Annotated in this window: 10 protein-coding genes; 2 read left to right on the top strand and 8 right to left on the bottom strand. The window is 39.6% G+C overall.

Annotated features, from left to right (window positions below; genetic code table 11):
* Positions 1–145: 145 nt before the first annotated feature.
* Entirely contained in the window at positions 146–2,911 is a 2,766-nt protein-coding gene (gene polA, locus GA0116959_RS02585; protein WP_092718108.1) for a DNA polymerase I, read from the bottom strand.
* A 162-nt stretch (positions 2,912–3,073) separates the two neighbouring features.
* Here polA and GA0116959_RS02580 point away from each other — a divergent pair, with 162 nt between their 5' ends.
* The gene (locus tag GA0116959_RS02580) at positions 3,074–5,770 is read left to right on the top strand and encodes a DUF2339 domain-containing protein (protein ID WP_092718105.1); all 2,697 of its coding nucleotides are present in this window, start codon (positions 3,074–3,076) and stop codon (positions 5,768–5,770) included.
* 102 nt (positions 5,771–5,872) lie between these two features.
* On the opposite strand, the gene GA0116959_RS02575 is transcribed toward GA0116959_RS02580, so the two are convergent.
* Complete coding sequence (locus tag GA0116959_RS02575) at positions 5,873–6,799, bottom strand: mechanosensitive ion channel family protein (RefSeq protein ID WP_053578685.1); 927 nt, start codon at positions 6,797–6,799, stop codon at positions 5,873–5,875.
* A 9-nt stretch (positions 6,800–6,808) separates the two neighbouring features.
* Positions 6,809–7,630, bottom strand: coding sequence for a hypothetical protein (locus GA0116959_RS02570; RefSeq protein ID WP_053578684.1), 822 nt, complete (start codon positions 7,628–7,630; stop codon positions 6,809–6,811).
* A 100-nt stretch (positions 7,631–7,730) separates the two neighbouring features.
* On the opposite strand from GA0116959_RS02570, the gene gspE reads away from it, so the two are divergent.
* On the top strand, positions 7,731–9,218 hold the full coding sequence (gene gspE / locus GA0116959_RS02565) for a type II secretion system ATPase GspE (RefSeq protein WP_092718102.1): 1,488 nt from the start codon (positions 7,731–7,733) through the stop codon (positions 9,216–9,218).
* Positions 9,219–9,557: 339 nt separating this feature from the next.
* On the opposite strand, the gene GA0116959_RS02560 is transcribed toward gspE, so the two are convergent.
* The 5 genes from GA0116959_RS02560 to GA0116959_RS02540 all read right to left on the bottom strand — a co-directional run bounded on the left by GA0116959_RS02560 (position 9,558) and on the right by GA0116959_RS02540 (position 13,592).
* Complete coding sequence (locus GA0116959_RS02560) at positions 9,558–9,983, bottom strand: organic hydroperoxide resistance protein (protein ID WP_092718098.1); 426 nt, start codon at positions 9,981–9,983, stop codon at positions 9,558–9,560.
* 114 nt (positions 9,984–10,097) lie between these two features.
* A complete protein-coding gene (locus GA0116959_RS02555) occupies positions 10,098–10,922 on the bottom strand; it encodes a carbon-nitrogen hydrolase family protein (protein WP_092718096.1) in 825 nt (274 codons plus the stop codon).
* Positions 10,923–10,946: 24 nt separating this feature from the next.
* The gene (gene gigB, locus GA0116959_RS02550; RefSeq protein WP_053578681.1) at positions 10,947–11,465 is read right to left on the bottom strand and encodes an anti-anti-sigma factor GigB; all 519 of its coding nucleotides are present in this window, start codon (positions 11,463–11,465) and stop codon (positions 10,947–10,949) included.
* Between the two features lie 113 nt (positions 11,466–11,578).
* Positions 11,579–12,547 carry an RsbU family protein phosphatase GigA gene (gigA, locus tag GA0116959_RS02545; protein WP_092718093.1) on the bottom strand — a complete coding sequence of 323 codons (969 nt, stop codon included), beginning with the start codon at positions 12,545–12,547 and terminating at the stop codon, positions 11,579–11,581.
* A gap of 121 nt (positions 12,548–12,668) precedes the next feature.
* Positions 12,669–13,592 carry an MlaA family lipoprotein gene (locus tag GA0116959_RS02540; protein WP_092718090.1) on the bottom strand — a complete coding sequence of 308 codons (924 nt, stop codon included), beginning with the start codon at positions 13,590–13,592 and terminating at the stop codon, positions 12,669–12,671.
* Positions 13,593–14,061 lie beyond the last annotated feature (469 nt).

The raw sequence follows: 14,061 nt of genomic DNA, 5'->3' as shown, positions 1-14,061 counted from the left end.
TAAAATTTAGTCTATTCAAAAACTGAAAAAATATTTAGATTTTTAGCAGGCTATATTGCTCAGCTTTAAACAGTAGAGGGCGGAGTCTTACTTTGACTGAGCAATAGAGTTGATCTACTAAAAGAAAAATACTGATTTCAGCTTGTTAATGTGCTTCATCCCAGTTATTGCCTTTACCTACTTCAACAATTAAAGGCACTGAAAGCTTCACGACTGATTGCATTATGTCTGCCAATTTGGGTGCCAATTCATCGGCCAGATCAGCATCAACTTCAAAGACCAATTCATCGTGAACCTGCAATAACATTTTGGCTTGATCTTTGGGCAGCATTTTATCAACTTCAATCATGGCTATTTTAATAATATCTGCAGCACTCCCTTGCAAGGGTGCATTAATAGCAGCACGTTCAGCCGCTTTACGGACCATCATATTTCGTGCATCAATGTCAGGTGTATATAAACGTCGACCCAAAATCGTTTCAACAAAACCTTGTTCTGATGCAATTTGACGGGTACGTTGCATGTATTCATAAATTCCCGGATAGCGATGGAAATATTGCTTAATGTAATTCTGTGATTCTTCTCGGCTAAACCCTAATTGGCGAATCAGACCAAATTCAGACATGCCGTATAACAGACCAAAGTTCACTGCTTTGGCTTGACGGCGTTGGTCATGCGTCACATCCTCAAGTTCAATGCCTAAAACTTCAGCAGCAGTTCGACGATGGACATCTTGACCATGCTGAAATGCATGAACTAGCGCTTCATCTTGAGAAAGGTGTGCCATTAAACGCAGTTCAATTTGTGAATAATCGGCTGCCAGCAATACTCGACCTTCAGGTGCGACAAATGCTTTACGAATTTGACGACCAATTTCTGCACGAATAGGAATGTTTTGCAGATTGGGGTCTGTTGAGGATAAACGACCCGTTGCGGTTAGGGCTTGATGATAGCTGGTATGGACTCGCGCACTGTTATTATTGGCCTGTTTTTGTAAGCCGTCGGTATAAGTGCTTTTAAGTTTTGAAAGCCCACGATATTCTAAAATGAGCGCGCTAATTGGGTGATCAATTTTTTCTAAAATACTTTCACTGGTGCTGTATTGACCAGTAGACGTTTTCTTACCGCCTTTAATGCCCAGCTTCTCAAATAATATTTCACCCACTTGCTTTGGTGAGCTGACATTAAATGGTTCGCCTGCCAATTCAATGACTTGCTGTTCTAAATTTTGAATAGTATTTGAAAATTCGACGCTTAATTGATCAAGAAATTTCAGATCAAGTTCAATGCCATTTTCTTCCATGTGGGTTAGGACACGTGCCACTGGCATTTCAATTTTATGTAAAATACTGTCGAGTTCAGGTGAGGCTTTTAATTTTTCAGACAATACTTCGTAGAGGCGATAAGTGACATGCGCATCTTCAGCGGCATAATGTGCGGCTGTTTCGATTTCAATCTGATTAAAAGTTTTTTGTTTAACGCCTTTGCCTGCAACCTGTTCATAGGTCGTGGTTAAGTGGCTTAAATATAAACGTGCCACATCATCCATGCCATGACGCGTTGCCACAGAGTTAACAACATAAGAGGCTAGCATGGTATCGAAATACCAGCCTTGTAATTCAATGCCATGATTTTGCAAAATGTGTGCATCATATTTTAAATGATGTCCAATTTTGTCAACGGATGGATTTTCTAAAATAGGCTTAATTTGGGATAGAATTGTTTCACGATTGAGTTGTTCAGGTGCGCCTTCATAATCGTGTGCCAACGGAACGTAGTAAGCATCATCCGCATCAAAAGCGACTGAAAATCCGACCATTTCAGCAATACGGTAATCTAAACTGGTGGTTTCAGTATCAAAAGCAAAACGTTTTTCGGTATTTAGGCGTGTGAATAAGGTATCCCAATCCGCTTGACTGAGTACTGTATGATACGTCGCTTGTCCCAATTGATCATCTACACTGGTCGAATCAGCTTGATCTTCGGTTGGAATATTTGGTTGCGGACGTGCAGATGCTTGAATGGCTTGAGCACTTTGTTTATAGACTGAACTATTTGGATTGTTGGGATGATCTAATGATTGTAATTGGTTACGAAACTCAAGTTCAGTATATAAACTGCGCAGTTGCTCGACATTTGGATCACGCAATTTAAGGTCGTCATGCGTGAGATTTAAATCTAAATCAATCACAATGCTGGCCAATTGGTGATCAAGAGTAATGCCTTCCACATTATCTTTAATGCTTTGACCCACTTTGCCTTTAATTTGGTCGACATTTTCTAAAATGCCGCCAATTGAACCGTATTCTGTTAAAAGTTTAGCCGCAGTTTTCGCACCTACACCGGGTACACCACGAATGCCATCCGATGCATCACCCATCAATGTTAAATAGTCGATAATTTGATTGGGCCACACGCCGAATTTTTCAAATACGCCATTGACGTCCATGGGCTTGTCTTTAAAGCTGTCTTCTAAAGTCACTTTATCCGTGACCAATTGCGCCATGTCTTTATCGCCAGTGGAAATGAGAACTTGATGACCCTCTTTTTCAGCGCGTTTAGCCAGCGTTCCAATCACGTCATCCGCTTCAGCTCCTGGAAGCGTATAGAGAGGAATGCCGAGCGCCCGAATCAAATTGTGAAGGTAGGGAATTTGTTGTGACAACTCATCAGGCATGCTTGGACGATCACCCTTATAAATAGGGGAAAGCACATGACGAAAAGTAGGTTCAGGTGTATCGAAAATCACGGCCATGTGGGTCGGTTGAATACGACGCATCAATTTTTGAATTGCAGAAATCGCACCACGAATTGCGTTGGTCTGTAAACCTGTAGAAGTGGTTAGTGGTGGCAGTGCATGGTATGCACGAAATAAAAAATATGAGCCATCGACCAAAACAAATGGTGGCATTGAAAGAGTCCTAATTCAAATAACAGGGCTATTGTACGTGATTTTACCCATGAACATAGAACATCATAAAGTCAGGTGTTACCGAATATCTGATGAATGCTTAAAAATCAAAGTCTGAGCTGTTGTATGATCGGATTAAACAAAGGTTGAGATCCATAAATAATGCACAAAGGGCAGAGCGAAATCCGGATGATTTGGCTGATGGTATTGATTATAGTCGGTGTAGGGGCTTGGTTTTTAGATGTGCACCTATTGACTTATTTGTGTGCTTTAGCTTTGGTGATGAGTGTCATGCACTATGTTGATGCGATCCAAACACCCACTGTAAAAATGGCTGAAGAAATACGCTTCCCTGTTCAAGAAACCTCTAAAGTGCCTTTATATCTTGCTGTGATTGTTGCGCTTGTCGGTGTTGCCATGGCGTGGACATGGATGGTTGGAACTGGAATTACGCTCTGGATTTTTTTCTTTCTACGCTGGCTACGACGTTTAGAGTATTTATTCAATCAAATACAAACACACTTATCTCAAGTTAGTTCTTCGCCAGATGCTGTGATAAAAAATCAATTTCCTCAGCCTGCCTTCACTCAAAAAAACACTTCTTCCGTTGGTTTAACTGATCAATTGAATCAATGGATCTTTCAAGGTAATCCTGTATTAAAAGTGGCGATACTGGTACTGGTTATGGGGGTTGTGCTTTTACTGCGATTTGCGACAGAACATTGGCAACTCAGTCTAGCTTTTAAACTGATTTTAGTTGCAGCTATGAGTGGGGTAGTTACAGCGTTCGGATATTCTCTTTATTCAAAAAACCGTAGTTTTGCCTTGGCCTTAGAGGGTTTAGGTTTAGCCACTTTATTTCTGACGCTATTTTTTGCTTATTACAATGCGGTCATTCCAAACGTATGGATGGCTGCTTTATATTTTACAGGGATTATGGCTGTAACTTTACTGTTGAGCTTAAAACAACAATCAGTTGAACTGGCTCTTATGGCCCTGATGGTTGCCTATCTTGCACCTTTTACCTTGCCGGTACGTAATGCAACTGCTGTTGAACTGGTAGGTTATTACGCGGTCATCAATATTGCCGTGGCAATTTTAAATACTTTACGCCCTTGGAAAATACTCAACCAAATTGCATTTTTAGTCACGGTTTGTGTGGGTGGTGGATACGCCTTTTATCAAGGAGATGTATCCCAACGTAATGCATTAAGCCTCTTGATTGTTTTACATACAGCCATCTTTGTTTGGTTGAGTTTTCGTTTTAGTCAGTTGCTTGCCAAAGCAGATGTTGCGCAATTTAAACTGAAGCCTGCATTGGATATTGCCCTGATTTTTGGCGCACCTATGATTGCTTATATTTTCATTTATTTCATGTATTTTGATGAAAAAATTTGGCAAGCAGGTGCAAGTTTGGTCTTTGCTTTGGTCTATGCACTCCTGTATCAAGCGTCTAAGCATCATCATGCAGTGTCTCTGATTTCACAAAGCTATTTCAGTTTAATGCTGATTTTTTTAGTCTTGATCCCGCCCATTCTTTTACCTGAACAATGGAGTGTGATGGGTTGGGCCGTTGAAGGGCTGCTTATTTTTACCTATGCGCTGTACCGAAAGTCAGGAATTAGTCGTTATCTTGCGATGGGATTATTCATCGTTGCTGGATTATCCAGTATTTATTATTGGGTCGAATTAAGCGTATTTCCGCGTGGCATGTATTGGAGCTTATGTGTGAGCTATTTTGCTGTCATTTTGATGGCCAATAGCCGAGAGAGTTTTAGATATCAATTGAGTAATTCTACTCTTATTTTTCATTGTGTGCAGATGCTGTCTGCAACGACCATGCTAATCGTATTACTGTTAAATGAAATTGATCATTCACACCAATTCGTCATGAGTTTATTGATCGTCAGTGGATGGTTTTTGCTCATGAATGAACTGATGTTGGCGTGTAAGGCGACATGGTCATGGATTTGGCCAAAATGGATGGGACTTATTCCAGTACTGGTTTTTGCGTTGATTATTGTGCTTGATCAAAGTCAGCCGGGCGTTATTGTATGGTCATCTCCTTTTAACCGTATCGGTTTTGCTGTATCGGGTTTTATACTGGCTTTATTGTGGTTGCGTCCTACATTGGGGTTGCGGAGTGAAAAAGAATGGATGAGTTTGGGTGCTTTGCTGAGTCTCGCGCTCAGTAGCTTAACCTTAGTCCCCAACATGCCTTATATGAGTGTGGTGATTTTACCTTTAATGTTTTGTGCGTGGTGTTATAGGCAGAAAGATCATTCAGACTGGGCCATGCTATGGCAATCACGAAGTAGTTTGGGACTGATGATATCTTGGATGATCGGTTCACAAATATTGGCCCAACAGGCTTTTCAAGGCTATTTCATGCCTGTCTTGAATCCTTTTGATCTGGTCAGTATCGCAATGTGGATCAGTTTTATTTGGATGCTGTCTTTACAGCTTAAATCAGGTCTAGATCGGGGGATTGTCGCGGTATTAACGGTACTCAGTTTGCTTTGGTTAAGCAGTTATATTGTGCTACGTGCACTACATGTCTATTTGGGTACACCCTTTAACGAACTCGCTTTATGGAAAGATAGCACGGTTCAACTCAGTTTTACTTTACTCTGGGTCAGTTTGGCCTTTATGAGCATGAGCCACGCCAGTCGGAAAAAATTACGTTCAGTTTGGATTTTAGGTGGCAGTATTTTAGTGATTGTCACGCTGAAATTGGTACTGTTTGATTTATCTCATGTTGGGACTTTAAGTCGAGTCATTTCATTTTTAGGTGCAGGTTTTGTGATGCTCATCATTGCTTATATTGCTCCGATGCCAGAAAGTGAGAATATGACCTAATCCACATTTTCTTATCTTTATTGAATCAGATTGTAGAATATACGATTTGATCTAAATATTGATCAATAAAATCCCCCTCTGAAGGGGGGGAGAGAATTTGGATTATTTTAAATTGGGTTCGCGTTTGATTTCTGCTGCATTTGTATATTGATCAACTTCTTCATCATTTAAAAGATGCTGATTTGGTGGTCGGTCTACAAAACCCATTTTAGGTACTGGAATCTCAATTTCATTGTCTAAAAATCCATTTCGGATTCTTTCTTGCATTTCATCACGGACTTTAAAAAAGTTTTCGCGGTCGCACCAAATTGCAAATAATAGTTCAATCGAAGATTCACGAAAGGCTGTCACTGTTACTGCAGGTTTTGGATCAGCCAAAACCAAAGGGTATTTGGTCGCAACATCAATTAAAACTTCACGAACTTTAATGATATCTTCATGAAAATTAATGGCTAAAGTAATGGGAATACGCCGTATTGGAAATTTAGACAAGTTGTGTACTGGGGCTCGAATGAGTTGTTCGTTCGGAAGGCGTACGTATACATTGTCAAGCGTCAATAATTTGACTGACAATAAGTCAATCGAAATCACTTCACCTTCAATTGTATGCCCGCGAATTAGGGTCAATTGAATCGTATCGCCGACTTCAAAAGAACCTTCACCAATTAAAAATAGGCCGCTGATTAAATTGCTGGCCGAAGTTTGAGAGGCGAAACCCAATGCCACGGTTAAAATACCTGCCGCACCCAAAAAGACACTGAGTTTAAATCCAGCCTCTTTTAGACTGGCCATCACAAAAATGAGAAAAATAAAATAGAAAATACCGCGCCGCCAAACCAGTCGCTGATGGGCATTGAAACGCGAACCAATAGTACGAATAAATGCATTTGAAATAAATCTGGCAATCAGGAACCCAATAAATCCTAAAGTCAGTGCGACCAATATTTCAGTCAACCGATCGGTATTAATATTGGTAAAAATCCCCTTAATACTGCTGGTAATTTCTTTTGGGATATTCGAATCTGGCATAGTATCCCCTTAGAAAAATGAATCAAACATATTGAATAAAGCACCCGCCGCCGAACGCGGTGGATGAACATAGATGACTTCACCTGCATGCGGTGGAGTACGGTTTTCGATCCGAATCCGAGGCGGTCGGTCTAAACTTTCATGCAAAACTTTAATTTGTGACGTCCATAAACGTCCTGTGCTTTCACTATAAAAAAGTGGCAAGGCTGGAACAGGTACATTCATTCGGTCAAAACGTAACTGTTGATGGCTGGTATTGTGAAATTCAATTGGAGTAACTGCACGAAAAGAACGTGGTTTTAACAGATGTAATTCAGTACGACCGTCTACAGCAGTGGCATAGCAAATTTCTCCACTACGATGGTTCGGGCCAAACCAAGTATCTTTTGGCAGAATCACTGGAATATCAAATAATGGATCTCTTTGTCCTTCGACAAAACCTGCAATCCACAAAGGCGTACTAATATAAAGTGTACCGCGCTGCCCCGCAGGAATATAAATGGGATCGACTGGTTTGATGACAACCGAGCGATCAGCCAAGCGTGGCATCAATTGCAACTTGGCTTGAGTAGATTTGAACATATAGCGTTCTATTTGGACAGGTTGCGGAAAGCCAAAATTAGGATCTTCGATTTCATGCCATTTTTGTTCATAGTCATATTGAACCTGTGGGCGATGAAACTCCAGCCGCCACTCTTGAAGCCCACGTGTCAAGCGAAACAATAAAGAACCAAATTGCCATGCTTTAGGCTGATTAAGTTCAAAGTTATATTCACCCCACCATTTTAAGTTTGGGTGATCTGGTTCGACCAGCTCATTATTTTTAAACAACAGCACACTTCCTATATTGCTTAATCAGTAAAAAACAGACTTCACGCTGTCATTCGCTTAGAGTACACTCAAATCAATTTATCCATCATTATAAACTTTGATGCAAATACTTAAACAACTACAAATACCTTATAGTTTTGCTAAACGCCATGGTGTATTACTTCGATACGAAGGCGATCAGGCTTTTATTATGCGTCGTAGCAATACGCCTATGCTGGCGATTCAGGAAGCACGTCGCTATTTGGGATATTCTGCACAACATCAATTGTGTAGTGAACAAGAATTTCACCAATTCCTCAGTTCGAGCTTCGCAGGCGATACTGGCGAATCTCAACAAGTGGCAGCGGGTCTAGAAGATCACCCTGATTTGCTGAGTTTGGCAGATTCTGTCCCTGAGGCTGAAGATTTGATGGATCAAGAAGACGATGCTCCCATTGTTCGATTGATCAATGCTTTACTTTCAGAAGCCATTCGTGTCGGTGCCTCGGATATTCATATCGAATCTTTTGAGAAAAAATTATCCGTTCGATTACGTGTTGATGGTCAACTTCGAGAAATTGTGCAACCTCGGCGTGAACTTGCGCCACTTTTGGTGTCACGTATTAAAGTCATGGCCAGATTGGATATTGCTGAAAAGCGTGTTCCTCAAGATGGGCGTATCTCTTTAAGACTGGCAGGCCGTGAAGTTGATGTACGTGTTTCAACCTTGCCATCGTCGCATGGTGAGCGGGTGGTGATGCGTTTACTCGACAAGCAGGCTGGGCGTCTCAATATGACCCATTTAGGGCTCATGCAACCTGACTATGAACGACTGACTCATTTGGTCCATCGTCCGCACGGTATTATTTTGGTGACTGGGCCAACAGGTTCGGGTAAAACCACAACCTTATATGCAGCTTTATCTGACCTGAATGATGGCTCAAAAAATATTTTAACTGCTGAAGACCCGATTGAATATCAACTAGAAGGCATTGGCCAAACACAGGTCAATACGAAAGTAGACATGACCTTTGCGCGTGCTTTAAAAGCCATGTTGCGTCAAGATCCTGATGTTGTTATGGTCGGCGAGATTCGTGATTTAGAAACTGCAGAAATTGCGGTTCAAGCTTCACTTACAGGTCATTTGGTGCTTTCAACTCTGCACACCAATACTGCGATTGGTGCTGTTACACGACTTAAAGATATGGGAATTGAACCATTTCTACTGGCAAGCTCATTAATTGGCGTAATTGCACAGCGTCTTGTACGGACTCTATGTCCACGTTGTGCAACATGGCATGAAGCGGATGCATTTGAAATTGAAATTTTTAAGCCGATACAAAACAATATTGAACTAAAATTGCCGAAACCTAAAGGTTGTGAACATTGTTCACATACAGGTTTTATGGGCCGTACTGCTATTTATGAAATTGTACCTGTAGATGATCATATGCGTCGTTTGGTTCATGGTCATGCTGCTGAGTACGAAATTGAAGCCTATGCGCGTCAGCAATCGGGCTCTATTCGTGATGATGGCTTACGTAAAGTATTAGCAGGTAAAACGACTTTAGAAGAAGTACTTCGTGTGACGAATGAAGCGGCGGATTAAAGCGAAAATATCTGAGTTAATCTAGAGGGATGGGTTGCTGAGCTTAATCAAGCTTGGCATTTTTACCTCTTAAAAATGTACTCAATTAATTTTAATTTTTCTCAATTTAACTTTGAAAAGAAGCAATTAAATTTTACTTGAAGATGAAAAATACAATAAGTCATTAAAGATTTGCTTATAAGTGAGATTTTTTATGATTTTATTTAAGGTTGTTTTTTTGAGTCTAATGAAAAAAAGCAGAGATGTTGATTGTAAATCATGACTCACCTAAACGTCCTATCCTGAGAGACTATAAATACGTCATTTTAGGATAGGACGACTCGACTAAAATTATTAAATTTAGGTAATCACATTCAAGGTCACATCAATATTGCCACGCGTTGCATTTGAATATGGGCAAACAATATGGGCTGCATCGACTAATTTTTGTGCCTCTGCTTGATCCATTCCTTCTAAATGAATATTCAGTTTAGCCTCAATACCAAAGCCTGTTGGAATAGGCCCAATACCCACTTCACCTTCAATATAAGCATCTTTACTAATATTCAATTTATCACGGCTGGCCACAAATTTCATTGCACCTAAGAAGCAAGCAGAATAACCTGCTGCGAACAATTGTTCAGGATTGGTTCCACCGCCAGCACCGCCCATCTCTTGAGGAACAGCCAGTTTTACATCTAAAATTTCATCCGATGAGGTAGCACGCCCATCACGACCACCTGTTGCTTTGGCCTTTGCTGTATAGACTGTTTTTTCTAAAGACATGTTTTAGCCCTATCAATTTTATTTGAGCTTCTATCCTGTGGGATATACAGGAAATAATAAGCAGTTGTTTTGTAATTTTTCTATATCGAATATTTGATTGTAAAATGAAAATACTTAATAGTTTATGAGTTTGCGATGCTGCATTAAAGGCATAGATTCACGAATTTTTTCTTGCTCTACAAGATCGAAAGGGACTGTGATGAGAGCTGTACCTTCTGTGTGGACTATATCTAAAACTTGACCACGACTATTGGTTGCACCTGTATGCCCCCAAGTCTGACGTTTTTGACCGTGCCAACCTTGCTGAGCTGCACCCAAAACAGTACATTGACTATCCATGGCACGTGCTTGCAATAAGAGCTGCCAATGCATTTGACCTGTTGTATAGGTGAAAGCTGATGGTGCAGTCAAAATATTTGCACCTTGGTGACGTAAAGTTAAGGCCAGTTCTGGAAAACGTAAATCATAACAAACCATTAGACCAATATTGCCAAAAGGTGTTTTTGCGATTACGACATCTGTGCCTGGTTCAAAAAATTGAGATTCTTGGTACCCCCCCACTGCATCAGCTACCTGTACATCAAATAAATGTATCTTGTCATAACGTGCTTTTGTACCTTCAGGACTAATACATAAACTGACTGTACGAACACGACCATCTTGGATCGTCGAACCATCAGGGCGAAAAGGGCAAGGGAGTGTGCCAGCGACTAGCCAAATTTGATATTGATGTGCCAATTTTTCTAAACGTTGCTGAATACTTTCAAACTGCTGCGCAGTTTCACGTTGTTTACCGCCTGCAAAACAGATGAAGTTTTCAGGAAAAACAATAAGCTCAGCACCCGCTGCTTTACTTTGTTGTATCAATGACTCGATCACAATGAAATTAGTTTCAATATCATCTTGGGAATTCATTTGTACAACAGAAAGTAAACTCATCGGGCACACCTTTAAAAATATGATTTAAACGTTTTGCTGAGGAACTTGCTCTAAATTATCTTGTTCTTTTTGCAATTGCTTAACCAAAGGTTCAAACATATTTTGGTTATTTTCATTCAATTTCATCAGTGTTTTATGAGCATCTAAAACAGTACTTAACATGGCATTATGAGTAATATGTTCTTCGATTAATTCTCGCGTGCAGAGTTTCGGATCACCACAATAATTTAAAATCACAAAGACCTGACCCAAACCCATACTGTTGGCCAAAATAGTAATATCTGGATTGGTCGATAACATGATGGCCTGAATATGATGAATTTGTTTAAGCTTTATACCGAGCTTAGCAAGAACACCTAAAACAGTACTGTCAATAAATGAAGTTTGGGTTAAATCTACGATTGCACCAACCACATTGGATTGTTGTTCAATTTTACTCAAAAGTTTGTCTAAACTAATACAAGATTGGGCACGCACTTCGCCAATAAGCTTAAAAATATGCGTTCCATTCAAGCTTGCATATTCAACATGACCTGTTGACATATAAATGCCATTTTCAGAGAAGGATTATAAAATTATCACATACGCTTGGTGCAGACTCAAGTGGTCTACAGTGGTGGTTTGATTAGTTGAAAGTTAACATATTGATTATATAGTTAATTCATTCGGCATAAACTTAAGATCGCAATGTCATCTGCAACATGTTCAGGGGCTTGAAAAGATTGATTTTGCAAATGGAAGACCAGTTTTTCAAATTGTTCATTCAAGCCGCCATCAAAAGGTTCAAGCGCTCCATCTGAACAAATAATAAAACGAGCATGGCGTTTGAGTACACACTCATATTCTTCGACCTCAAGATCTTCGGTAAGTCCTAATGGAAAGCTGCTGGTATTTAGAATTTTAGGAGGATGATTTGGTTCAAAAATAATGGCAGGAGGATAGTGACCAGCACTTGACCAACGTAATTGATGGGTTTCTAGATTTAAAACGCCGGCAATCATCGTAATATGCTTTTCAATATTTTCTTGGACCAACATACCATTCAATTTTTTAATTAATTCACGCGGTGTTTTTGAACGCCCATGAAAAGCTGCCATCCACGAAGTCAATAAACTACTGGTGACGCCATGTCCAGAGACATCAGCCAGATAAAACATGATTTCTTTATCACTGATTTTCCAGTAATCATACCAATCACCTGACAAATAAGCAGAAGGTTGAAACAGTGTTTCTACCTTATAGTTCATTAATTCGATTGGATTAGGCAGTAAACACTTTTGTAAATAAGCAGCCGACGGAAGATCGCGACTATCTTGATTACGTTTATATTGAGCATCAATTTTGAGTAATGCACCTTCAGGATCAGACGGTAATTTGTTCCATACCCAACCTGCCAATGCTCCCATCTGCCAAGCTTGAGCTAAAGCAGCACCTTCATTTTCAAAGGCAAGTACGATCGTCGGCAGTGACCATTGGTGAGTAACATAATCCTGTACATCTGCAATCGCAATAATAGTAGGATCATACAAATCAATATCATCTATGTGAATCATTTGTACACTAGGAAGCGTACGTATTACCTGATCTAAATAAGGAATATTGCGAGTCGGTTGAATGAAATACATATAAAAATTGTTTGATCCTGAGAGTGTTAACGCATGTAAAAAAATTGGTGATGAGGAGGGGCAGATTCTATTCATCACTTTTTAATAAAATAAAACGTAAATGCGTATTAAACATTAAGACTTATGGAGCATTGTTCTCGATGTCATCTTGTTCTGTACCATTATCAAGCTCATCGAATTCATCATCAATAAACATATTTTCAGATTCTAGTCCTTTTTTTTCTGCAATGGAGAAGTTTTTACGTTGCAAGTAAATATCGCGAATAGCAGCATATTTATCGCCTTGTAAAACATCTTCGACATCTAAAATTTGTGATCGTGCATCTAAGCCACGTAAAGTTTGTTCTGTCCAATAAAGACCATCATTATCTTCAAATAAATATTTCTGCAAACGTGCCTGACTATCTGCTGCTAATCCTACAGTATCACGAAAAGTGCTTGGGCCGAAAATGGGCAAAACCACATAAGGGCCTGAAGGAACGCCGTAATAACCCAAGGTTGTACCGAAATTTTCATCTTCAGTATTTAAGCCTAGATGCTGTGCAGGATCTGCCAAACCTAGGGTCGTTAAAGTATTAACAGTAAAACGACCCAAAGACTCTGCTGCACGAACTGGCCGACCTTGAATCAGTTGATTGAACGCATTCCATGGTTCACCTAAATTTTTACGAAACTGATGATACGAATCACGAACATCAGAAGGTACTTTTTCCTTGTATTGAACAGCTAAAGGACGTGCAATATTGCGATCTAAAACATCATTAAAAGCATAAATCTGTCTGTTGAGTGGTTGTAATGGATCTTTTTCGCTTTCTGGTTGGTTCGCACTGGCATTTACTTTCAAATCTTGAGCTTTTACATTTTTTAATTCTTGTAAGGCTGCTTTCAAATGAGGCAACTGCTGGGATTGAGACTGCTGTGTTGGAGATGATGCTGGGATAGATGAAATGGAAGATTTATTACCCTCAACTGAATCATTTGCAAACCCAGGAGAAATTAACCCCAAAGATAAAAGGCTAGCCCAAACATAATGAGAAGAATGCATAAAAAATCCTAGAGCTTTATATAAGCCAGTGTTTAAAGCTAAAAATATGAGTAAAAATATATTAACAGGTCTTTGCCGCTGAGTATTAAAACAAATTTGATCAAAATGTGTATGAAAAAAAGATAAAATGTCTAAAAATCACTCAAACAATCATTAAGCGTTAAAAAAGGGGTTGTGTAGTGATTAAAATGCTGTAGAATGCACATCCATCGGCGGTGATGTTGATTAAAACTTGTTGAGAAACAAGGATTTAGCTTAAAGGGTTAAATCTAGGGATCTTAAAGAAGTTTAAAAATAATCAATAAAACCAGTTGACTCTTTATGAATAAAGAGTAATATAGCCGACCTAGCTTGCTGGTGACGAATCAGCAAGAAGATCATTAAGAGCTTATGAAGAACAACTTGTGTGGATTTTTACTGATTGATTGATCGAAATTATTTTCATTGATTGATGGTAGAAATTACTCGA

The organism is Acinetobacter albensis, from assembly GCF_900095025.1.
Classification (GTDB): domain Bacteria; phylum Pseudomonadota; class Gammaproteobacteria; order Pseudomonadales; family Moraxellaceae; genus Acinetobacter; species Acinetobacter albensis.
Note: the sequence above shows the minus strand (reverse complement) of the source record. Positions and strands in the feature narration are given on the sequence as shown.